This is a genomic window from Methylobacterium ajmalii (assembly GCF_036448855.1).
GTDB lineage: Bacteria > Pseudomonadota > Alphaproteobacteria > Rhizobiales > Beijerinckiaceae > Methylobacterium > Methylobacterium ajmalii.
In genome coordinates this window covers 1-21,881 of the sequence record NZ_JAZFXT010000062.1, presented here as the reverse complement: position 1 = coordinate 21,881, position 21,881 = coordinate 1, and the positions used below count along the sequence as shown (strand labels likewise).

Below are 21,881 nucleotides of genomic sequence, written 5' to 3'. Positions count from 1 at the left end.
CATCCGTAGAGCGACGCCCCGCGAGCCCCAGGTGGCCCGGGATCGAGCGCCCCTCCACAGGACAGATCGACCTTACCCAGGACGCTTCGTGCGACCGACCGGGAGATTCGTGGCGGCGGCCGGGTGTCACGCCGGGACGCGGATCGATCCTGACCCGCACGGGCGGACGATCCCGCGCCGGCTCGGGATGCACGGCCGACGACAGCCGCCGGCCGCATTGCGGCGACCCGACCGCCCCCACCGACCGCCGCCTCGCGCTCCCCGGCACCGATCGACGCCGGGAGGTCGTTGTCCGCGCGGTCGTTCCGTCAGCGGCCGTAGACGTCGTCGATGCGGATGATGTCGTCCTCGCCGGTGTAGCTGCCGACCTGAACCTCGATCAGCTCGAGCGGGATCTTGCCGGGATTGGCCAGGCGATGGACGCAGCCGATCGGCAGGTAGGCCGCCTCGTTCTCGTGGACGAGGCGCACCACCCCGTCCACCGTGACCTCGGCCGTGCCGCGCACTACCACCCAGTGCTCGGCCCGGTGGTGGTGCTTCTGCAGCGACAGCCGCCCGCCCGGCTTCACGGTGATCCGCTTGACCTGGAATCGCCCGCCGATGTCGATGCGCCGGTAGGAGCCCCAGGGCCGGTACATCAGCCGGTGGGCATCCGCCTCCGGCTCGCCCCGGCGGCGCAGGTCCTCGACGAGGCCCTTCACCTCGGCCCCGGCGGTGCGGCCCGTCACCAGCACCGCATCGTCGGTCGTCACCACCACCACGCCGTCGAGGCCGACCACCGTGGTCAGGATCCCGCCGGAGGAATGGACCAGGCTGTCGCGGGTGTCGCGCAGGGCGACCCGGCCGCGCACGGCGTTGCCGTCGCCGTCCCGGTCCGACACCTCCCACAGGGCGCCCCAGGTGCCGATGTCCGACCACGGGAAGCGCACCGGCAGCACGCCGGCCCGCTCGGTCCGCTCCATCACCGCGTAGTCGATCGAGATCTGCGGCGCGCGCGCGAAGGCCTCGGCATCGAGGCGCACGAAGTCGAGGTCGCGGGTCGCGCCCTCGAGCGCGTCGCGGGCCGCCGCCAGAACCGCCGGGGCGTGGGCTTCGAGCTCGTCGAGCATCACGTCGGCGCGGAACAGGAAGTAGCCGCCGTTCCACAGGGCGCCGTCGGCGATCAGGGCCGCGGCGCGGGCCGCGTCCGGCTTCTCGAGGAAGCGGGCGACCGCGCAGGCGCCACCCTCGCCCGCCGCCCCCGCGAGCGGGGCGCCGGGCTGGATGTAGCCGTAGGCGGTGGAGGGGTTGGTCGGGGTGATGCCGAGCGTCATGACGTGCCCGGCCCGCGCCCCGGCGCCGGCCGCGCGCACCGCCGCCACGAAGGCCGCGTCGTCGCCGACCGCGTGGTCGGCGGGCAGGATCAGCACCAGGGCCTGGGGATCGCGTGCGGCGGCGTGGAGCGCCGCGACGGCGACCGCGGGGGCCGAATCGCGCCGGCACGGCTCGAGCAGGATGTCGGCCTCGATCCCGCCCTGGGCGAGCTGCTCGGCGACGAGGAAGCGGGCGTCGTTGGCGGTGACGACCGTCGGCCGGGCGAAGACGGCGGGATCGCCGAGCCGCGCGGCGGTGGCCTGGAACGACGAGCGCTCGGGCTCGGCGAGCGGGATGAACTGCTTGGGAAAGCTCTCGCGGGAGGCCGGCCACAGCCGCGTGCCCGATCCGCCGCACAGGATCACCGGGTGGATCGACCGCTCGTTCTCGAACGCCATGGCAGCTTTCTCTTCCAGGAGCACCCGGGACGACGGGCGCGCGAGAGGGTGATCACGCGAGACGATCGCGCCGGCCGGTCGGATCCGGGTGCTACCGACGCGTCGCCGGGACCCGCAAAGTCCGAGCGAGCGCGTCGTCCACCCGCTGCCGCGCATCGACGACGCCCATCCACCGGCGGACGTCCCGTCGCCAGGCGCCGCCCTGCGGACCGGGCGGGAGCGACGATGCCCGGCAAATGGCTGCGATCGGGGAAAGATGTATCGTTAAGCAACGGTCTCTCGCCGCCCGTCCGTAGCCGCATCCCCACGCCGGCGAGATCGTCGGTCCTGCCGGCGGGACATCGCGCACGACCCCAGGATCGTGCCGCGACCTCGACCGTCGATCATCCCGCCTTCCCCCACCCCATCCGCCGCAGCGTTCCGTCGCGCCGCACGAGGTGGTGGTGCAGCGCCGCGCCGGCGTGCAGGAGCGCCAGGGCGACGAGCGTGAAGGCCGCGACCTGGTGCACCTTGAGGATCGCCTCGCCGACCGGCATCCCGCCTGAGACCGGCAGCGTGAGGGGAAGCGTGAAGTACAGCATCACCGGCGCGCAGCAAGCCGAGGTGCCGGCCCAGCCCAGCAGCGGCACCAGCACGATCAGGACGTAGAGCGCGAGGTGGGAAGCCCGGGCCGCCCGGCGCTGCCAGGCCGGCAGGCCGGCGACGAAGGGCGGAGCGCCGCGGGCGGCGCGCACCAGCAGGCGGGCGAGCGCCAGGGCCAGCACGGTGAGCCCGACCGACTTGTGCCACTCGTAGAGGGCGTTCTTCACCGCGCCGTCCGGCCAGTTCGCCATCGCGAGCGCCATCGGCACCAGGACGAGGACCAGGGCGGCGACCGCCCAGTGCAGCGCCTTCTGGGACGGGGCGTAGGTGGCACGGAGCGTCATGCGGCCTCACTCCTGGGGTGTATGGCTAACCTGGACAATCGCGAAAGGTTGATGGAGGGATCCGGGGAAAGCGGAACCGGACTTCCCACATGCCGTGCGGTGCAACCACGGCGGCGTGCGTCCCGGGTCCACCGCACGGTCTCCCGCCACGACGGCGCCGGGGCCGCCTCTGTCAGGGTCGATGATGTCGGTCACGATGAAGAGCAGCAGCATCCTAGACCCGGCCGCGGGCCGGGACCAGATCGACGTCGAGCGGGCGCTGGCGGAGATCCGCGCCGGCCGGCCGGTGGCCCTGCGCGGCCGCGATCCGGTGCTGGCACTCTCGGCGGAGGCGCTCGACGACACCACGACCGCGCTCCTGGCGCCGCTCGCCGGCACCGGCGCCCGCCTCGTCCTGCCGGCGCCGCGCCTGCGCCGTCTCGGCGTCCCCGGGCGCACGGAGCCCGGCGCGGTCGCCCTGTCGGCGCTCGATCCGGCCCGGATCGAGACCCTGGCCCTGCGCCTCGACGGGCGGATCGACGCGCCGGTGGCCCCGGCCTCCCCGGGCGACGAGGCGGCGCTCGCCCTGATGGCGCTCGCCCAGGTGCTGCCGGCGGTGCTGGTGGTGCCGGGCGAGGCCGCGCCTCCCGGCACGCTCTCGGTCGAGGCAGGGGCGGTCGCCCGCTATCCCGCCCGGCAGGCGGCCGCCCTGCGGCCGGTGAGCCGGGCGCCGGTGCCGCTCGCCGGCGCGCCCGACAGCGAGTTCGTGGTCTTCCGCGGCGGCGAGGGCCTGCGCGACCAGGTGGCGGTGGTGATCGGCCGGCCGGACCTGTCCGAGCCGGTGGCGGTGCGGCTGCACTCGGCCTGCCTCACCGGCGACCTGTTCGGCTCGCTCAAGTGCGATTGCGGCGACCAGCTGCGCGGTACCGCGGGCTGGATGGCGCAGCACGGCGGCGGCATCGTGCTCTACCTCGACCAGGAGGGACGCGGGAACGGGCTCGCCAACAAGATTCGCGCCTACGACCTCCAGGCGCGCGGGCTCGACACCTACGAGGCCGACGAGGCCCTCGGCTTCGGCCTCGACCAGCGCCGGTTCGATTTCGCGGCGGCGATGCTGACGGCGCTCGGCGTGACCCGGGTCCGCCTCGTCAGCAACAACCCCGAGAAGGCCGCGAGCCTGGAGGCCGCCGGCCTGACGGTGGTCGAGACCCAGCGGGCGCTCGGCCGGATCACGCCCGAGAACATCCGCTACCTGACGGCCAAGCGCGACCGGGCCGGCCACGCTCTCGACCTCGACGCCTTCGCGTGCAGCGAGGCGTGAGCATCGGGATCGCTGCGCCGACCAAAAGCGGTGTAAGGATCTGGCCGCGGTGGCCCTGCGTCACGTTCGCTGATAGCTAAGGCACCGGATGGGCCGGCATCGCCGGCCCCGACGGACGATCGATACGGGAGATCGAGCGATGAAGGGTGACGCCAAGGTCGTCGAGTACCTCAACCGCGGCCTGCGCAGCGAGCTGACCGCGGTGAGCCAGTACTGGCTCCACTTCCGGATGCTGAACGACTGGGGCTACATCGACCTCGCCAAGTTCTGGCGCAAGGAGTCGATCGAGGAGATGAACCACGCCGACCGGTTCGTCGACCGGATCCTGTTCCTCGAAGGCTTCCCGAACCTGCAGGAGCTCGACCCGCTGCGGATCGGCCAGAACGTGCAGGAGATCATCGAGTGCGACCTCGCCGCCGAGGTCGAGGCCCGCAGCCTCTATCTCGAGGCCGCGAAGTACTGCGACTCGATCAACGACCGGGTGTCGAAGCAGCTCTTCGAGGACCTGGCCGCCGACGAGGAAGGCCACATCGACTTCCTCGAGACCCAGCAGGAGCTGATCCGCCAGGTCGGCCTGCCGCTCTACGCCCAGCGCCACATCGGCGGTCTCGAGAAGATCGAGCCCGAAGTCGAGTGATCCTCGCCTGACCGCGATAGAGCGGGGCCGCCGTCAGGCGGCGGCCTCCTCCAGTTCCTTCAGGGTGCAGGCCGCCCCGCAGGTGGTGGTGCAGGCCGCGTGGGTGTCGGCCAGCGCCCGGTCGAGGATGCCCCGGATGGTGCGGGCGCAGCGGCCGCATTTCGGGCTGCAGCCGAGGCAGGCATAGACCTGCGCCGGCGTGCGCGGGCAGCCGGGGCCGGGATTGAGGCAGGCACGCACCTGGCCATCGGAGAGCACGTTGCAGGAACAGACGATCATGCTGTGACGGGGCACCCGATCCGTGGAGCGCCGAGGGAACTGCTCCCGCCCACCGCTCTCAGATTAGAACTTTTGAAAACTACAACATAATCAACAAGTTACCGCGCAGCGCCCGATTCTGCAACCGGGCCGGGCCGGTCATCGCGCCGCAGGGCGGCTCCCGCGCGGGCGACACCCTGACGGCCCGGAAACCGGGCCCGGCCCTCGCCGGTTGCCTGCGCGGCGCGGCCCGTCTATCGGCCATGCCGCAAGGTCGGCAAGGTCAGGACGAGGGATGCGGGGCCGCGACGATCGGACGATGAGCAGGCACGTCGACAGCACAGAGAGGGAAGCGGCCGACCGGCAGGGCGCGGCCGGGCGCGACTCGGGCAGGAATGATTCGGGCGGGCTTGCCTCGGGCGGGCCTGATCTGGCCGAGCAGGGCCTAGTCGACACCGCCCGCCTCGCCCGCACGGTCTGCGGCACCGCCTACGCGATGGTCCTGCGGCCCGGGGTGCCGGCTTGCGGCCCGCTGCCGCCCGGCCTGGTCCCGGACGAGGCGGCGATCCTCGGCCGGCTCGCGGGCGACGAGACCATCGTCGTCGCCGACCTGACCCGGGACCCGCGCACCGCCGAGCTGTCGGCGGTGGCCGGTTCGCCGGCCCTGCGCTTCCTGGCCGGCCTCGTCCTCGCCGGCCGGGACGGCAGGCCGCTCGGCGCCCTGTGCGTGCTCGATACCGCGGCGCGGCCCGACGGGCTGTCGGCCGAGGCGGCGGCGGCCCTCGTCGCTCTCGGCCGGCAGGCGGCGCGGGAGATCGGCCTTCACGCGGACCTCGCCGCGGCACGGGCCGACCGCGACGGCCTGCGCAGCATCACCGAGGCCGCCCCTGCCCTGATTGCCGCCCTCGACCGCGACGAGATCTGCCGCTTCGCCAACGGCAACTTCTCGCGATGGTTCGGGCGGGCGCCGGCCGAGACCGTCGGGCGGTCCCTGCGCGAGATCCTGGGCGAGGCGGCCTACGCGGCGCGCCGGCCCTTCCTCGCCCGGGCCCTGGCGGGCGAGACGGTGTCGTTCGAGGCGCCCCATCCCGGCGCCGACGGGCGCCACGCCCTGGTGCGCTACGTGCCGCGCCGCGGACACGACGGCGGGATCGCCGACCTGCAGCTGCTCGGCGTCGACATCACCGCCGAGAAGGAGGCCCGGGCGGCGCTCGCCGATAGCGCCCTGAAGTTCCGGGCCATCGCCGAATCGATGCCCCAGATGGTGTGGTCGACGCTGCCGGACGGCTACCACGACTACTACAACCCGCGCTGGTACGAGTTCACCGGCATGCCGGAGGGCTCGACCGACGGCGAGGGCTGGAACGCGATCTTCCACCCCGCCGAGCAGCCGGAGGCCTGGCGGCGCTGGCGCCACTCGCTCGCCACCGGCGAGCCCTACGAGATCGAGTACCGCCTGCGCCGGCGCGACGGAGTCTATCGCTGGGTGCTCGGCCGGGCGATGCCGATCCGCGACCCCGCCACCGGGGCGATCGAGCGCTGGTTCGGCACCTGCACCGACATCGACGACCAGGTCCGGGCCCGCGAGACCTTGAGCCAGCGCCGCGAGGCGCTGGAGGCCGAGGTGGCCGAGCGCACCGCGGCGCTCGCCGAGGCCAATGCCCGGCTGACCGCGGAGATCGAGGAGCGCACCCGGATCGAGGAGGCCCTGCGCCAGTCGCAGAAGATGGAGGCGGTGGGCCAGCTCACCGGCGGCATCGCCCACGACTTCAACAACCTGCTCACCGGCATCGTCGGCTCGCTCGACCTGATGCAGACCCGCATCAACGAGGGCCGGACGCAGAACCTGACCCGCTACGCCGGCCTCGCCATGGCCTCGGCCCAGCGCGCCGCGGCGCTCACCCACCGGCTGCTCGCCTTCGCGCGGCGCCAGCCGCTCGAGGCACGGGCGGTCGACGCCAATCGCCTGGTGAGCTCGATGGACGAGCTGATGCGCCGGACGCTGGGCGAGCGGGTCCAGCTCGAGGTGGTGGTGGCCGGCGGCCTGTGGCTGACGCTTTGCGACCCCAACCAGCTCGAGAACGCGATCCTCAACCTCTGCATCAACGCCCGCGACGCGATGCCGGAGGGCGGGCGGCTCACCATCGAGACCGCCAACGCCCATCTCGACGACGCCTACGTGGCGAGCGAGATCGGGGTGCGGGCGGGCCAGTACGTCTGCGTCAGCGTGACCGATACCGGCGCCGGCATGCCGCCCGACGTGATCGCCCGGGCCTTCGACCCGTTCTTCACTACCAAGCCGATCGGCGAGGGCACCGGCCTCGGCCTGTCGATGATCTACGGCTTTGCCAAGCAGTCCGACGGGCACGTCCGGATCTACTCGGAACTCGGCCAGGGCACGACGGTCAAGCTCTACCTGCCCCGCCATCTCGGCCGGATCGCGGACGAGCCCGCGCCGACCGCGGGCCTGCCGGTGCCGCGGGCCGAGCATGGCGAGACGGTACTGGTGGTGGAGGACGATGCGACCGTCCGGGCGCTGGTCGGCGAGACCCTGACCGAGCTCGGCTACCGGGTGATCGAGGCGCCCGACGGGCAGACCGGCCTGCGCATCCTCGAGGCGCCCGGTCGGATCGACCTCGTCGTCACCGATGTCGGGCTGCCGGGCCTCAACGGACGCCGGATGGTCGACGAGGCGCTGGCGGCGCGCCCCCGGCTGCGGGTGCTGTTCATCACCGGCTACGCCGAGAACGCCGCCTTCGGCAACGGCCACCTGGCGCCGGGCATGCGGATGATCACGAAGCCCTTCGCCATCGACGCCTTCGCCGCCAAGGTCCGGGCGATGATCGAGCCGGGCTGAGCCCCGCGCCTGCACCCCGCACGCGCCACGAGGACGGGGCCGGGGAAGCGGGGCAAGGCGAGGCTATCTCCGGGCGCTCGCCTTGGGCTAAGGTCGGCCCGCACCTGCAGGGCATCCCGCCCCTCGCCCCTCGCGCCCTCCCCTCTCGCGGATCGTCCCGTGCCGCAGCCGCCGCTCCGTGTCTTCCTGGCGCTCGGTCTCGGGACCGTGGGACTGGTGGCGACCCTGGTGCTCGCCCTGGTGGCGTCCCGGGTGGCGAGCCAGCGGCTCGAGGCGCGCATCGAGGCCGAGCTCGCCGACGTCGCAGGGATGATGGCCGGCCGGCTCGACCGCGGCCTGTTCGAGCGCTGGCGCGACATCGTGATCCTGGCCGAGAACGACACCATCCGCGACCCCGCCGCCCCGCTCGCGCGCAAGCGCCGCGTGCTGTGGCGGGCGCAGGAAACCTATCCCGACTACGCCATCATCGGGCTGGTCGGCGTCGACGGCCGGATCCAGGCGACGAGCACCGGCGCACTCGAAGGCGCCGAGGTCGGGCACCGGGAATACTTCACCAACGGGCGTCACAGCCCCTTCGTGGGCGACGTCCACGACGTCGTTCTGCTCGCGACGATCGACCCGCACCACGACCCGGCCGACCCGCCCCGGGTGCTCGACATCGCCGCCCCGGTACGGGACGATGCCGGGCAGCTCGTCGGCGTGGTCTCGGGCCATCTCGACTGGGCCTGGGCGCGAGCGGCCGAGGCCTCCTTGCGCGAGACCACCGGCACCCCGCGCGACCTCGCCATCATGGTGCTCGCCCGGGACGGCACGGTGCTGCTCGGCCCCGAGGGCCTGCGCCGCACCCGCGTGCCGGCGGAACTTCCGAGCGTCGCCAGCGCCCGGGACGGGCGCTCGGGCACGGAGACGGAGACCTGGCCGGACGGCCGGCGCTACCTCACCGGGTTCCGGCCGACCCGGGGCTACCGCGACTTCCCGGGTCTCGGCTGGACCGTGCTGGTGCGCCAGGACGCCGGCACCGCCTTCGCGTCGGTGACCGACCTGCGCCGGCAGATCCTGCTGTGGGGCCTCGTCGTCGCGACGGTGGCGGCCGGCATCGGCTGGTTCGCCGCCGGCCTGCTGGCCCGGCCCCTGCGGCGGCTGGCCATCGCGGCCTCCGCCCTCGGCCGGGGCGAGGCGGTGACCGTGCCGGGCTCGGCGGTGCGGGAGGCGCAGGCGATCAGCCACGCGCTCACGGCCGCGGCGCGGGCCCTCGCCCGGGAGGAGGAGGAACGCCGGGCCGCCGACGCGCGCCAGGACCTGCTGATCCACGAACTGAACCACCGGGTGAAGAACACCCTCGCCACCGTGCAGTCGATGGCGCGCCAGACCGCCCGCAGCGCGGCCTCGCTCGCCGACTTCACCGGCAGCTTCGAGGCCCGGCTGCTGGCGATGTCCCAGACCCACAACGTGCTCACCGCCAACCACTGGGAGGGGGCGGGGCTGTCGGGCATCCTGTCGGCGGAGCTCGAGCCCTATGCCGGCGGGCGGGCCGACCGCATCCGGCTGGAAGGACCGCCGGTCTCCCTCACTCCCGCGGTGGCCCTGCCGCTCGGCATGGCGATCCACGAACTCGCCACCAACGCGGCGAAGTACGGCGCGCTCTCGGCCGAGGCCGGCCAGGTGGCGGTGGAGTGGTCGCTGGAGGGGCGGGCGGGCACCGGGACGCTCGTCCTGCGCTGGCGCGAGAGCGGCGGTCCCGCGGTGGCGCCGCCGAGCCGGACCGGCTTCGGGACCCGGCTGATCCGGGCGAGCCTGGAGCGTGAGCTCGCCGGCGAGGTCGCGCTCCACTACGCGGAAGGGGGCCTGGTCTGCCGGATCGCGGTGCCGCTCGCCGTCAGCGCACAGACGGCGCGCACGGAGGCCGCGTGAGCGCGGGCGCCGGGCTGGGCGGTCAGCGCCCGTAGGGATAGCAGCGGCTGCGCTCGAGCGGGATGCCGAGATGGGTGCCGAGCCCCCGGATCGCCTCCTCGTGCGCGACGTAGGGGTCGGCGTTGCCGATCCCGACCACGATCGGGCAGCCGGCGCCCGCCGGCACCATCGCGGTCGCGAGCCCGCTGCCCTCGGCGTCGCGCAGGGTGAAGAAGCGCGGCATCGTCCGCGCCAGGTGCCCCTTGAGGCCGATCCGCTCCTCGACGAAGGGACCGCCGGCCGGCGGCACGTAGGACGCCTCGGCGCGGCTCTGGGCCTGGCGGAAGTGCTTCTCGACGGCATGGCCCATCAGGGCCGATTCCCGGATCGCCTCCGCCTCGGTCTCGATGCGAAACCAGGTCTTCCCACCGGGAACGTCGCAGACGTAGTCCATCGCTCACCTCGACGGCCTGCCCGGGCCACTGCCCCGCCCCTTCAGTGTGGGGACGCGGCGGCCGGATGTGAAGCACGGGTGCGGCGCCGGGCCCCGGGAGCCGCCGCTACGGGCGGGCGGAGGGGCTCTCCCCCAGGGCGGCGCGACCCTGCGCGGTGATGCGCCAGGCCGCGCAGGCGCCGCCCGGCAGCGGACCGGGTTCCTCGCTGAGAAACAGCAGGTCGCCGTCGTTCGCCAGGGCGCAGAGCCGGCTGTGGTCGCCGGGCCAGGCCCGGTCGGGGTCGCGCCGGAGCGTGATGCGGCCCTCCTCGGCGAGGGCGGCGCGGCTGAGGAGGCGGCGGCGGTGATCGATCATCGCGTCGGGTCCTGGTTCGGGGGCCGGACGCGCGGCGGGCCGGCGCGGACGCGGGCGAGCCGGCGGCACGGCCGATGGGACGCGGGCCCGAGGGAGCCTCGCGTCGGCGCAAGCGAGGTGAGGCCCGGGTTGGCGGCATCCGTCACGATGCGCGGGGCGGGCGGCGGCAGGGCGGCCCGGTCGGGCGCGGCGGCGGATCATGCGAGGCGTGCCGGCACGGCCAAGCTTAACAGCCGAGCCTGCGGATGCAACCGGGGCGGCCCCGGAAGCGGCCGTCGCCCCCGCGGCGCCCGGAAAAGCTCAGCCCTGGCCCGAGAGGAGCTGCGCGGCACGCTCCCATCCGCCGAGGAGGTCGGCTCCGACGCAGGCGAGGCCGAAGACGAGCAAGGCGAGGGCGAGGGTGACGTGGCCGACCGCTTGGAGAGGGCGCCAGCCGTAACGGCGGAGCTGTGAGTACATGGTCGAATCAGTGCGCCGCAATGGTTAACAAATCGTTACACGCCGGCCGTGGCGATGATCGCGCGCCGCACCGGCCGGTGCCGGACGACCGGCCGCCTCCTGTGCGAAACCCGGGCCTCGACCAGTTCTCCGGCTCGGTCGGGCACCGTCGCGCCAGTCGAGGACCAGTCGGGCGGGCGGATAGGTCCGGCCGATCGCGCGCCGGTAGGGGCGGTCATCCGGGCACGATTGCGGTCGGACGCCGGCGCTGTTCGCCGCGGGTGCCCTTTGTTAAGCTCCTCTGAGGCAGGTTGCCGGCAACGTTGGCGTCACGGCAGGACATGATGCATCGTGCGTTCGTCTGCCTGACGGCAGAGCATACCGCCTGGGCCGTTCCCCTGGCGGCGCTGGTCTGCTGGTTCTCCTGCCACACCGCCCTGCACCTGCTGGAGCAGGCGCGCCCCGAGCACGGCAGGGGTTCCCTCGGCTGGCTCGCCGGTGCGGCGTTCTCGGCCGGCGCCGGTATCTGGAGCACGCACTTCATCGCCATGCTGGGCTACGATCCGGGGGTGGGCGTGAGCTACGACCCGGCGATCACGCTCGCGTGGCTCCTCGCCAGCATCGCGAGCGCGCTCGCGGCCTTCGCCCTCCTGCGGCGCTCCCGCGACAGGACCCGGGTGATCGCCGCCAGCCTGATCCTGGGCCTCGGCATCGCCGCGATGCACATCACCGGCCTGCGGGGCGTGCGGATCCAGGGCAGCTTCGTCGTGGACCCGGCCCTGGCGGCGGCGGCCATCGTCGCCGGCATGGTCCTGACCTACGGTGCCCTCCTGGCGCTGCCGCGGGCGGCCGACGGCGGGGCTCTGCCTCGCGCAAGGACAAGCGGGGCGCCGCCAACGGGGCAACGCGGACGCCTCGTCGGCGCCAGCCTCCTCATGGCCTCAGGGATCACGGTGCTGCATTTCCTCGTAATGGCGGCGGTCCAGGTCGTCCCGGACCCGCAGGCCGACGCGGTCGTCGACAGCCTGCCGCATGCCGCGCTCGCCGCCGTCATCGCCGTCGTCACCCTGGCGGTGCTCGGCTGCGCGGCCCTGGCGCTGGCCGCGGACCGCCTGCGCAAGATGAACCGGGTGCTGAGCGCGCGGACGGCCGCCCTGGTGGCGAGCGAGGAGCGCATGCGGGCGCTCACCGACACGCTGCCGCAGATGGTCTGGGTCATGCCCCCGGACGGCTACACCGTCTACACCAACCGGCGCTTCCAGGCCCTGTTCGGGCCGGGCGTCTCCTCCCGCGAGCAGCGCTTCGCCAGCCACCATCCGGACGGCCGGGAGGCGATCGCCGCGGCGTGGCGGATCGCGGAAGCCGAGGCGCGCACCTTCGAGACGGAGGCGCGGCTCAAGGACCTGTCGGGCGACTACCGCTGGTACAAGATCGTCATGGTGCCGGTCCTGCACGACGGTGCCGTCGTCGAATGGATCGGTACCGCCCTCGACATCGACGACATGGTCCTCGCCCACGAGGCGCTGCGGGAGAGCGAGGAGCGCCTGGCGCTGGCCCTCGATGCCGGCAGCGACGGACTGTGGGATTGCGACCTGCGCACCGGCGAGGCCTGGACCTCGGACCGCTGGTGGCAGCTGCTCGGCTACGCGCCGGGCGAGCTGCCCTCCGACACCTGGACGTGGCGCTCGCTGATCCATCCCGACGACCGGGCGGCGGTCGTCGGGCTCCTCGACCGGCACCTCGCCGGGGAGATCCCGGTCTTCGAGTGCGAGCACCGGCTGCAGCGCAAGGACGGGAGCTGGGGCTGGTTCCTGACCCGGGCGAAGGTGGTCTCGCGCGGTGCCGACGGCCGGGCGATGCGGCTCGTGGGGACCCACGGCGACATCGGCGTGCGCAAGGAGGCCGAGCGGCGGATCGCCCACATGGCGGCCCACGACGCGCTCACCGACCTGCCGAACCGCACCCTATTCCGCGAGCGCCTGGAGGGGCGCCTGGCCGAGATCACCGAGACGGGCGGATCCTGCGCGGTCCTGTGCCTCGACCTCGACTGCTTCAAGGAGGTCAACGACGCCCTCGGCCACCTGACGGGCGACGCGCTGCTGCAGGCGGTGGCCGAGCGCCTCGGCGCCGGGCTGGCGGCGGGCGACCTCGCGGCGCGCCTCGGCGGCGACGAGTTCGCGGTCCTCGTCGCCTCGGTCGACGGCGCCGGGGACGCGACGGCGCGGGCGCAGGCGATGATCCGGGCGATCGGCCGCCCGGTCGCGATCGGCGACCAGTCGGTCGAGGTCGGCGCGAGCATCGGCATCGCCCTCGCCCCGGCGCACGGGACCGACGGAGAGACGATCCTGCGGCGCGCCGACCTCGCGCTCTACAAGGCGAAGGCGGACGGGCGGAACGCCGCCCGCGCCTTCGAGACCGCGATGGACGCGGCCCTCGCCGAGCGGCGCCTGCTGGAAGCGGATCTGCGCCACGCCCTGGTACGCGACGAGCTGATGCTGCACTACCAGCCCCAGGTGCGCTCGGCCTGCGGCCGGCTCGTCGGTTTCGAGGCCCTGGTGCGCTGGAGCCACCCCTCGCGCGGCCTCGTGCCGCCCGGCGCGTTCATCCCGCTCGCCGAGGAGACCGGCCTGATCGTGCCGCTCGGCGAGTGGGTGCTGCGGGCGGCCTGCCGGGAGGCGGCAGGCTGGGCGCATCCGCTCAAGGTCGCCGTCAACCTCTCGCCGCGCCAGTTCCAGCAGGCCGACCTGCCCGAGCGGGTGCGGGCGATCCTCGCCGAGACCGGCCTGCCGCCGGAGCGGCTCGAGATCGAGATCACCGAGACGGTCATCATCAACGACATGGCCCGCGCGCTCACGGTGCTGCGACGGCTGAAGGCGCTCGGGATCGGCATCGCGATGGACGATTTCGGCACCGGCTACTCGTCGCTGGCGACGCTCCAGGCCTTCCCGTTCGACAAGATCAAGATCGACCGCTCCTTCGTCAGCCAGCTCGAGCAGCGTCCCTCCGCCGCCGTGATCGTGCGGGCGGTATTGGGGCTCGGCCGCAGCCTCGGCATCGGCGTGGTGGCCGAGGGCGTCGAGACCGACGGGCAGATGCGCTTCCTCGCCGAGGAGGGCTGCGAGGAGATGCAGGGCTACCTGTTCGGCAAGCCGCAGCCGGTCGAGCGGCTCACGGCGATGATTGGGGACGGAACGGTTTGGGCCGAGGGGCCGGGCGAAAGGCCTCGGTCGGCGATGCGGACCGGACGGGACGGCCCGGGCGGACGTACCCCTGGCGAGGCCGCATGACATGCGACGGCGGTCGCTACCGCCGCGACGCGGATCCCGCTCGTTCCGAAATCTCACGAGGTCGCGGGTGGGGACCGCCCGATCTAAGGGCTCCGTGCCGGTGTCGCGCCCGGCAAGACGGGCTAATGCGTCGCCAGCTCGGAATCTCGTTCGTGCGGTCAGGGAGGTCAATGACGAGGTGCCTCGGCGCATCGGCTCCAATAACAAGAGCATCGGCCTCGGCCACCACGGGGAGGGTCAGGAGAAGGCCTCATAGGGAGGCAAAAAAATCTTGCGGGTTTGGCCCCTTGCGCCTTCGAGCGCATCTATCCGAAGGACTCAGCGGCCATGTAGAGGCTAGCCGCAATCGGCGAGGCCTTGGGTCCATCGCCGGCCAATTGCCTCGCAACGAACGGACTGCCTAACGGTCAGCCCAAGGGGAGGCTCTGGGCGGCGCGTTCGCGTCCACCGGCAGGTGTGGGGCGAGGTTGGCGACCGGGGCCTTGACCGGATAGCTAGCGTCGATGGCATGGCGAGCGGCGGGTTATAGTGCTGATCGAACGACTGCGCGCCGTGCCTGCCCACGGTGACAAAGAGCCCGAAGGTGCCGGCGCAGATCAGCGCCGCCATCCCGCCCTCGTCATAGAACCCCGCATGCGCGAGCTCGGCGTTGATCGCACGCTCCCACTGGACCGGCCGGCCCGAAGGATCAACGTCATGTTGTTGGCAACGACCAGCACTGAGCGGTGAACCGCCCCGTTTTTCCCGGAGGCTCCGACTTCTGAGAGCATGGAGCCATGACGAAGCGAACAGCCCCGTTTTCCCCTGAGGTGCGCGAGCGCGCGGTGCGGATGGTGCGCGACCATGAAGGCGAGCACTGCTCGCAATGGGCAGCGATCCAGTCGATCGCGGCGAAGATCGGCTGCTCGAGCGAGATGCTGAGGAACTGGGTGCGCCAGTCCGAGCGGGATCAAGGTCTGCGACCCGGTCAGATGACGGACGAGCGCGAGCGGATCAAGGCGCTGGAACGAGAGGTTCGCGAGCTACGCTAGACCAACGAGATCCTGCGCAAGGCGAGTGCGTATTTCGCGATGGCGGAGCTCGACTGCCGGTCTCGGCCATGATCAGCTTCATCGACGAGCATCGGGAGGTCTACGGGGTCGTCCTTCGAGAGCCTCAGGATGAGGCCGATCTGCAGGGTGCTGCCGATCGCCCTGTCAACCTACTACGTGCATGCCGCCCGACGTGCCGATCCCGAGAAGCAAACGGTTCGTGCTCGCAGCGATGATCAGCCCCCACGAGGTGGCCCGATTAGAATGTTAGTGGACCGTGGGCCTTTCCACCACGGGTAGCTTGGCCGGCGGAGCCGGTCGGGCGAGCGCAGCCGGCCAAGCGGTTAAGGCTGGCACGAACACCTCCGGGGCCGGCGGGCGGTAGCCAAGCGAGGCGTGCGGCCGAACCCCGCTGTAGTGTCTTCTCCAACTCTCGATCAGGATCTGCGCCTCCCGCAGAGAGTAGAAGATCTCTCCGTTCAGCAACTCGTCCCGTGTCCTCGCATTAAAGCTCTCGATGTAGCCGTTCTCCCACGGTGAGCCAGGCGTGATGTATGCCGTCTTTGCGCCCACGGCGGCGATCCACCTCTGCACAGATTGTGCGATGAACTCAGTTCCATTGTTAGAGCGAACGTGTGCAGGTACGCCACGCAGGATGAACAAGTCCGAGAGCACATCGATCACATCCGGTGCCTTGAGCTTGCGCGCTACCCGGATCGCCAGGCACTCGCGGGTGAACTCGTCGATGACGTTCAGCAGGCGGACCTTGCGCCCGTTGTAGCCGCCGGTGTGAAACTGACCCAGTCGCCGACTGAAACCTGACCCAGGCCGTAGGCTGGGCTCCTTCTGCGGGAGGAGGCCCGGATGGTGGGTGAGGAGGCAGCGTTGGAGATCCGGGTGTTGCATCGGCACGGGAAGGGCATCCGCGAGATTGCCCGCGCGACGGGTCTGTCGCGCAACACGGTGAGGCGCTACCTGCGCGACGAGGCGGCGGCGCGCTACAAGGGGCGGCCACCCCGACCGGGCAAGCTCGACCCGTTCAAGGACTACGTGGTGGAGCGCCTCGCGGCTGCGGCGCCGGAGCGGATCCCGGCCAGCGTGCTGCTCGGCGAGTTGCGCGAGCGGGGCTATGCGGGCGGCTACACGATGCTCAAGGAGTTCGTCGCCAGCCTCGCGCCGGCGCCCGCCCCGCAGCCGGTGGTGCGCTTCGAGACGGCGCCGGGCGAGCAGATGCAGGTCGACTGGGCGGTGATGCGGCGCGGGGCCGACCGGCTCTCGGTGTTCGTGGCGACCCTGGGCTGGAGCCGGGCGGCCTACCTCGAGTTCGTCACCGACGAGCGCCTCGAGACGCTGATCGCCGCCCACGAGAACGCCTTCCTGGCCTTCGGGGGCGTGCCGCGCGAGGTACTCTACGACAACATGCGCACCGTGGTCGTGGAGCGGAACGCCTACGGCCGCGGCCGTCACCGCTTCCAGGCCGGCTTCCTGGACTTCACCCGCCATTGCGGCTTCCGGCCCCGGCTGTGCCAGCCCGGGCGAGCGCAGACGAAGGGCAAGGTCGAGCGCTTCATCCGCTACCTGCGCGGCAGCTTCTACGTGCCGCTGGCCAGCCGGCTCGGCCAGGAGGGGCTGGTGCTCGACCGGGAGGCGGCCAACCTGGCGGCGGGTCGCTGGCTGCGCACGGTTGCCAACCAGCGGGTCCATGCCACGACCGGCGCGGTGCCGGCCGAGCGCCTGGAAGTGGAACGGACGCAGTTGCAGCCGGTGCCGCCGCCCTATGGCGGCCGCTCGGTGCGCCAGATCCAGGCCCCGGCAGTGCCGGCTCCCGCTCATCCGGTGGTCGGGCTGCAGCACCCGCTGGCGCTCTACGACGGGCTCTCGGGCCTGATGACGGGAGAACCGGCATGAGCGACCTGCAGCATGCCCGCCTGGCCGAACTCCGCGCCGAGCTGCGCCTGCAGGCGGTACCCGCGGCCTACGGCGCGCTCGCGCAGGCGGCATCCGAGCGCGACACGCCCTACGCCGTCTTCCTGGAAGAGGTGCTGCGCGCCGAACGCGAGGCCCGGCGCACCCGGGCACGGGAGATGTTCGCCCGGGTGGCGGGGTTCCCGGCGGTGAAGACGCTGGAGGGCTACGACTTCGGCTTCGCCACCGGAGCGCCGCGGGCGCAGATCCAGGAACTGGCCAGCCTGGCCTTCGTGGAGCGGGCGCAGAACGTGGTGTTCCTGGGTCCGTCCGGCGTGGGCAAGACGCATCTGGCGATCGCGCTCGGCTACCTGGCGACGCAGCGCGGGATGAAGGTGCGCTTCACCAGTGCGGCGGACCTGGTCCCGATGCTGGAGACGGCGCAGCGCCAGGGGCGCCTGAAGGAGGCGATGCACCGGGCGGTGAACCTCTACCGCCTGCTGATCGTCGACGAGATCGGCTACCTGCCGTTTGCGCACGAGCAGGCGAACCTGTTCTTCCAGGTGGCGGCCAAGCGCTACGAGCGGGGCGCGATGATCCTGACGTCGAACCTCTCGTTCGGGGCGTGGGACCAGGCGTTTGCCGGCGACGCGGTGCTGACGGCGGCGATGCTGGACCGGGTGCTGCACCACGCCAGCGTGGTGACGATCACCGGCGAGAGCTACCGGCTGAAGGACAAGCGGCGCGCCGGACTGGTGGCGCGGCCAGTGCGGGAACCAGACGTTCCTGCGTGAGGGGTGGGTCAGGTTACGATCGGCGACAAAGCCAAAGGTGGGTCAGACTTCAATCGGCGTTGACACCCCCCCGTGCGTGCGCGCCTCGACGAAGTCGTAGGACCAGACGTGATCGCGATGCTCGGGCCGCAGCCGGACACAGTAGCCATCCCCGTCCCACAACCGACCCTTCTTGGGCTGGCGGGCCGGCACCTTCAGCCCCTCCTGCCGCCACAGCCGCTCCACCCGCTTGTCGTTGACCAGTCAGCCCGCCGCCCGCAGCAGGGCGGCAATCTTGCGGTAGCCGTAGCGGCCGTACCGGCGCGCCAGCTCGATCAGGTCAGCCAGCAGCGCCGCCTCGTCGTCTCTCCCCCGCGGCACCTTGCGCTGCGTCGAGCGATGCTGTCCGAAGGCGCGACAGGCGCGCCGCTCGGAGACTGTCAGCACGGTCCGGACATGCTCGATGCAGGCGCGCCAGCGCGCGGGGCTCAGAAGTTTCCCCGGGCGGCCTCCTGCAGGATCAGCTTAACGAGCGTGAGATCCGCGATCGCCTTACGCAGCCGCTGGTTCTCGGTCTCCAGCTCCTTCATCCGGCGCACCTGGTCGGACTTCAGCCCGCCGAACTCCTTGCGCCAACGATAGTAGGTGACCTCCGTCACGCCGATACCTCGGATCGCATCAGCCACGCTCTGTCCTTGCGAGACCAGCACGTCCACCTGCCGCAGCTTGGCCACCCCCTCTTCCGGCTTGTGCTTCTTCGTTCCCATCACGTCCGTCCTCCGTCGGCTCAGAGCCATACTTCAGGGCGGACCACTCCGATGGGGGCTGACCAGCTGTCGTTCCAATCAATGTAACGGTGGCCGTAACCCCTGCCGGAATCGCTGCGCCGGGCAATATATTCATCACGCTCGATAGTGAGATATAGATACCGACCAAGGTCAGGCCGCCGTCCTATGAAGGCCGGGTGTTGATCAGATTTCTATATCTAGTGCTTTCCAAAAAACCGCCCCATCCATTATAATAATACGATATTTTGTCGGCTTTCCAAGCCTCGATCATTTTTGCAACCTTTAGCTGGTTCAGCTCAAAATCGTTCGGATTGCATTCGCAAGTTGGAATTAAGAGTTCTCGACCGTCCGTTTCCTTTTTCAAAAGGTATGGCTCGAAGCCGGCCATGTCGGCGATCCAAGAGAACCCACCTTCAAAAAAGTACCTCGAGACGCCCGGCCCATTCAAAATATTTTCTGCGAAAAATCGCTTTGACGCCTTCTCTAAAAATATATTGAGCGATCTCCCGCCCATTCCGAAATAAGTATATGTGGGGATATAGAAGATAGGGCGGTATGGTGCGTTGTAAATACTTCTCAAATACAGCGCAACGCTTGTGTTTGCGCTTTCGGCTGGCATAGGAAGTGCTGGAACCGCGCCGCAAGTCAATGGATCACACTCGGCCTCAATCTCTGCACGGCGTGTCCAAAAATCTTTCTCTATGACCCATCGAAGAAGATCGGCTTCTTCATACGTACTATGTGTCGTGCCCTTAGAATGGCCGAACCAATAATGATCGTATCGCACATTGCTATCTCGTAGCGCGCTCAGGGCAGCTTGAAATCCGGCGACATTGGAGTTTACCCATAGGTGGGGCGGTACATCGGCCACGATCGCCCGCAGCCCTGATTTGGCAATCATTTTTCGCCACTTATCGCTAGATCCCTGGTTGATCCCAATATAAATGTCACTATCAGAAAAATACCTCCCTATAAGTTCAATATAGTATTCGCCGATGCGGTGCGACACGTCGCGATCTGGAACGTACGAAGAAAATATTATCGCATGTTTCATGGTTCGCATCTCGCGTCGCAGCCGAAGTGCCTCGGCGCATGAGGCAGGTCATAACACCAAGTGTATGTATTCGCGATGGCCGCGTTGCCGATAGCCACCGGAACGAACGCCTATTTAGATCTGCTGCCCCATCACCTGTGACAATCTAAGATGCCATGGCTGCGAGCACGTTCGAGCGGGCGCATTCGCTTGTCCTGAAGTAGGACGGAGGTTGGTTGGACGACCCGCAAGACCCAGGCGGCCCAACAAATCTAGGCGTCATGCTCGGCACACTGAGGCCGTGGCTCGGTCGGCCTGCGGCGAAAGCGCTCATCGTCGCCAAGTGGCGCCAATCTACCGTCGGCGCTTCTGAGACAAGATTCAGGATGATAGCCTCACCGCCGGTCTGGACTACGCGCTATACGACTTCGCCGTCAAGAGCCGACCGAAGGGGCCATCATCGGCCTCAGCGGGCCATTGGGGTGGCGGATGACGGCAAGCTCGGGCCTATCACGCTGGCCGCCGTAGCATATCGAGTCACCAGAATGCTGATGGGACCCTATGCGCCAGTAGGCTCGCCTTCCTGAAGGCGCTCTCGACCTGGCCGCGGTTTGGCGGCGGGTGGGGCCGGCGGGTGAGCGAGGGGCGCGCTACCGCCCTGGCGATGGCCATAGCACCGCCTGTGGTCGTTGTGGCTGTCGCTGTGCCGCACAGCTCTCTCACGCCCGTCCCGGTCAACAGCGGCGTCGCCGGGTGGATGACGTCCGCCCCATGGCTTTGGTCCGGCGTGAGTGCGAACCTTCCGGTTTTGTGAGCCCCTAACGGGATGGGCGGAGCCGTGAAGAGCAGGTTTACCCAGGAGCAGATCGCCTTTGAACTGAAACAGGCTGAAACTGGGACGCCGGTGGCGGAAGTGCTGCGCCAGATGGGCATCTCCGAGCCGACGTTTCACCCCTGGAAGAAGCTCTACGGCGACCTCGGTACGGGCGAGCTACGGCGCCTGAGGCAGCTGGAGGAGGAGAACTGTAAGCTCAAGCAGCTCGTGGCCAATCCCCCCAATTACGAGACAATCGTCGATGCCTGCTTTTCTGCCTGAAATTTACAAAATGCTGAGCCAGAGCGCGTATGATCCCTCGCTAAATTCCCATACATCGTACGACTTAGTATTTAAGTACGATTGTATCAGTTATTAACGTATAGATGACAAGCTATAGCGTGGTCGCACGGATCGCCGGCATGTGGTGTTGCGTTAGGCGACGTGCATTGTTCTCATCTTTCGTGTCCCGCCGTCGCGGTCGTCTCGCGCACCGGCGAGAGCAGGTAGTCGATCACCCGGCGCCGCCCGGTGCGGATCTCCACCGTCGCGGTCATGCCGGGAGTGAGCGCCACGTCCTTGCCGTCGGCCTTGATGACCGTCCGAGAGAGCGCCACCGTCACCGGGAAGATCAGGTTCTGGGTCTTCTGCGTGCCCGTCACCGGGTTGAGCCCCTGGCCGCGCGCCACCGACAAAGCGTCGCTGCCGCCCCCCGCCTCGCGGTCGTCGACCGCGTCGCGCGACACCCGCACGACCTTACCGTCGATCGAGCCGTAGCGGGTGAACGGGAAGGCGTCGATCTTCACCACCGCCTCCTGGCCGGGCAGCACGAAGCCGATATCTTTGTTCTGGACCTGCGCCTCGACCTCGATCGGCCCGTCGGTCGGCACCACCACCATCAGCGGCTGGCCGGCGGTGACCACCTGCCCGAGCGTTGTCACGGCGAGCTGCTGCACCGTGCCGGAGATCGGCGCCTTGAGCTGGGTCCGCTCGCGCTTGAGCGTGGCCTTCACCACGTCCTGCACCAGGGCGTCGCGCTTCTGCGCTGCCTCCGTCAGTGCCTGGTACTGGCGCGCCACCGTCTCGCTGGTGAGCTGGGTGATGCGCCGCTGCAGCGAGACCGCGCCCGCCTTGGCCTCGGTCAGCTGCCCGCGGTCGTAGGCGAGGTCGGCCGAGACCTGCTCGACCTGCTGCACCGCGTCGATCACCGCCGCGCGCGTCCCGGCGGATTTCGCCACCAGGGTCTCGCGCATGTCGGCGCGCTCCTTGAGCACCGCCTGGAGGCGCATCCGCGCCGCGATGCTGGCGGTGAAGCGCTCCTGCGTCGCGACCTTCTCGGCGAGCTGCGCCTCGAACGCGTCCCGGGTGGTGACGTACTGGCCGA

The 21,881-nt window shown here is 70.5% G+C and carries 16 protein-coding genes, 4 pseudogenes and 1 other annotated feature; of the genes and pseudogenes, 10 read left to right on the top strand and 10 right to left on the bottom strand.

Features of this window, described 5'->3' with window-relative positions; all coding sequences use genetic code 11:
- Positions 1 to 308: 308 nt before the first annotated feature.
- Both V3T34_RS25245 and V3T34_RS25240 read right to left on the bottom strand, forming a co-directional pair.
- Positions 309 to 1,751, bottom strand: coding sequence for a mannose-1-phosphate guanylyltransferase/mannose-6-phosphate isomerase (locus tag V3T34_RS25245; protein ID WP_305079403.1), 1,443 nt, complete (start codon positions 1,749 to 1,751; stop codon positions 309 to 311).
- A gap of 383 nt (positions 1,752 to 2,134) precedes the next feature.
- On the bottom strand, positions 2,135 to 2,677 hold the full coding sequence (locus V3T34_RS25240; RefSeq protein WP_060845216.1) for a cytochrome b: 543 nt from the start codon (positions 2,675 to 2,677) through the stop codon (positions 2,135 to 2,137).
- Positions 2,678 to 2,873: 196 nt separating this feature from the next.
- Here V3T34_RS25240 and ribA point away from each other — a divergent pair, with 196 nt between their 5' ends.
- Positions 2,874 to 3,977 carry a GTP cyclohydrolase II RibA gene (gene ribA, locus V3T34_RS25235; RefSeq protein ID WP_244533404.1) on the top strand — a complete coding sequence of 368 codons (1,104 nt, stop codon included), beginning with the start codon at positions 2,874 to 2,876 and terminating at the stop codon, positions 3,975 to 3,977.
- 139 nt (positions 3,978 to 4,116) lie between these two features.
- Positions 4,117 to 4,614, top strand: coding sequence for a bacterioferritin (gene bfr, locus V3T34_RS25230; protein WP_048435018.1), 498 nt, complete (start codon positions 4,117 to 4,119; stop codon positions 4,612 to 4,614).
- Positions 4,615 to 4,647: 33 nt separating this feature from the next.
- Here bfr and V3T34_RS25225 read toward each other — a convergent pair whose 3' ends face one another.
- On the bottom strand, positions 4,648 to 4,893 hold the full coding sequence (locus tag V3T34_RS25225) for a (2Fe-2S)-binding protein (RefSeq protein ID WP_060845217.1): 246 nt from the start codon (positions 4,891 to 4,893) through the stop codon (positions 4,648 to 4,650).
- Positions 4,894 to 5,191: 298 nt separating this feature from the next.
- Here V3T34_RS25225 and V3T34_RS25220 point away from each other — a divergent pair, with 298 nt between their 5' ends.
- Together V3T34_RS25220 and V3T34_RS25215 are read left to right on the top strand one after the other, a co-directional pair.
- Positions 5,192 to 7,729, top strand: a complete 2,538-nt coding sequence (locus V3T34_RS25220) for a PAS domain-containing protein (protein WP_305079404.1) — start codon at positions 5,192 to 5,194, stop codon at positions 7,727 to 7,729.
- A gap of 159 nt (positions 7,730 to 7,888) precedes the next feature.
- On the top strand, positions 7,889 to 9,640 hold the full coding sequence (locus tag V3T34_RS25215; protein WP_305079405.1) for a sensor histidine kinase: 1,752 nt from the start codon (positions 7,889 to 7,891) through the stop codon (positions 9,638 to 9,640).
- A gap of 22 nt (positions 9,641 to 9,662) precedes the next feature.
- Here the strand turns inward: V3T34_RS25215 and V3T34_RS25210 are convergent, their stop codons facing one another.
- From V3T34_RS25210 to V3T34_RS25200, 3 genes are all read right to left on the bottom strand, one after another.
- Positions 9,663 to 10,073: a hypothetical protein gene (locus V3T34_RS25210; RefSeq protein WP_060845219.1), complete on the bottom strand. Its 411-nt coding sequence runs from the start codon at positions 10,071 to 10,073 to the stop codon at positions 9,663 to 9,665.
- 106 nt (positions 10,074 to 10,179) lie between these two features.
- Positions 10,180 to 10,428, bottom strand: coding sequence for a hypothetical protein (locus V3T34_RS25205; protein ID WP_305079406.1), 249 nt, complete (start codon positions 10,426 to 10,428; stop codon positions 10,180 to 10,182).
- A 300-nt stretch (positions 10,429 to 10,728) separates the two neighbouring features.
- A complete protein-coding gene (locus V3T34_RS25200) occupies positions 10,729 to 10,887 on the bottom strand; it encodes a hypothetical protein (RefSeq protein ID WP_167543865.1) in 159 nt (52 codons plus the stop codon).
- Positions 10,888 to 11,207: 320 nt separating this feature from the next.
- Here V3T34_RS25200 and V3T34_RS25195 point away from each other — a divergent pair, with 320 nt between their 5' ends.
- Both V3T34_RS25195 and V3T34_RS25190 read left to right on the top strand, forming a co-directional pair.
- Positions 11,208 to 14,153, top strand: a complete 2,946-nt coding sequence (locus V3T34_RS25195) for a bifunctional diguanylate cyclase/phosphodiesterase (protein ID WP_305079407.1) — start codon at positions 11,208 to 11,210, stop codon at positions 14,151 to 14,153.
- A 776-nt stretch (positions 14,154 to 14,929) separates the two neighbouring features.
- A pseudogene (locus V3T34_RS25190) lies at positions 14,930 to 15,418 on the top strand (transposase); the annotation flags it as partial.
- Positions 15,211 to 15,349 (top strand) — a sequence feature (AL1L pseudoknot). It overlaps the preceding pseudogene by 139 nt.
- 33 nt (positions 15,419 to 15,451) lie before the next feature.
- Here the strand turns inward: V3T34_RS25190 and V3T34_RS25185 are convergent.
- Positions 15,452 to 15,964 (bottom strand): annotated as a pseudogene (locus V3T34_RS25185) (integrase core domain-containing protein); the annotation flags it as partial.
- A gap of 84 nt (positions 15,965 to 16,048) precedes the next feature.
- Here V3T34_RS25185 and istA point away from each other — a divergent pair.
- A complete protein-coding gene (gene istA, locus V3T34_RS25180) occupies positions 16,049 to 17,092 on the top strand; it encodes an IS21 family transposase (RefSeq protein WP_305079408.1) in 1,044 nt (347 codons plus the stop codon).
- The gene (istB, locus tag V3T34_RS25175; protein WP_305079410.1) at positions 17,089 to 17,883 is read left to right on the top strand and encodes an IS21-like element helper ATPase IstB; all 795 of its coding nucleotides are present in this window, start codon (positions 17,089 to 17,091) and stop codon (positions 17,881 to 17,883) included. The genes istA and istB overlap by 4 nt, the downstream gene beginning before the upstream one ends.
- 66 nt (positions 17,884 to 17,949) lie before the next feature.
- Here istB and V3T34_RS25170 read toward each other — a convergent pair.
- Both V3T34_RS25170 and V3T34_RS25165 read right to left on the bottom strand, forming a co-directional pair.
- Positions 17,950 to 18,629: pseudogene (locus tag V3T34_RS25170) on the bottom strand (IS3 family transposase); the annotation flags it as partial.
- 184 nt (positions 18,630 to 18,813) lie between these two features.
- Positions 18,814 to 19,659 carry a hypothetical protein gene (locus V3T34_RS25165; protein ID WP_305079411.1) on the bottom strand — a complete coding sequence of 282 codons (846 nt, stop codon included), beginning with the start codon at positions 19,657 to 19,659 and terminating at the stop codon, positions 18,814 to 18,816.
- Between the two features lie 260 nt (positions 19,660 to 19,919).
- On the opposite strand from V3T34_RS25165, the gene V3T34_RS25160 reads away from it, so the two are divergent.
- Positions 19,920 to 20,270: a lysozyme family protein gene (locus tag V3T34_RS25160; protein ID WP_305079412.1), complete on the top strand. Its 351-nt coding sequence runs from the start codon at positions 19,920 to 19,922 to the stop codon at positions 20,268 to 20,270.
- Between the two features lie 239 nt (positions 20,271 to 20,509).
- Positions 20,510 to 20,734: pseudogene (locus V3T34_RS25155) on the top strand (transposase); the annotation flags it as partial.
- 218 nt (positions 20,735 to 20,952) lie between these two features.
- Here the strand turns inward: V3T34_RS25155 and V3T34_RS25150 are convergent.
- Positions 20,953 to 21,881: HlyD family type I secretion periplasmic adaptor subunit (locus tag V3T34_RS25150; protein ID WP_331369312.1), on the bottom strand; the 929-nt coding region annotated here is incomplete at its 5' end.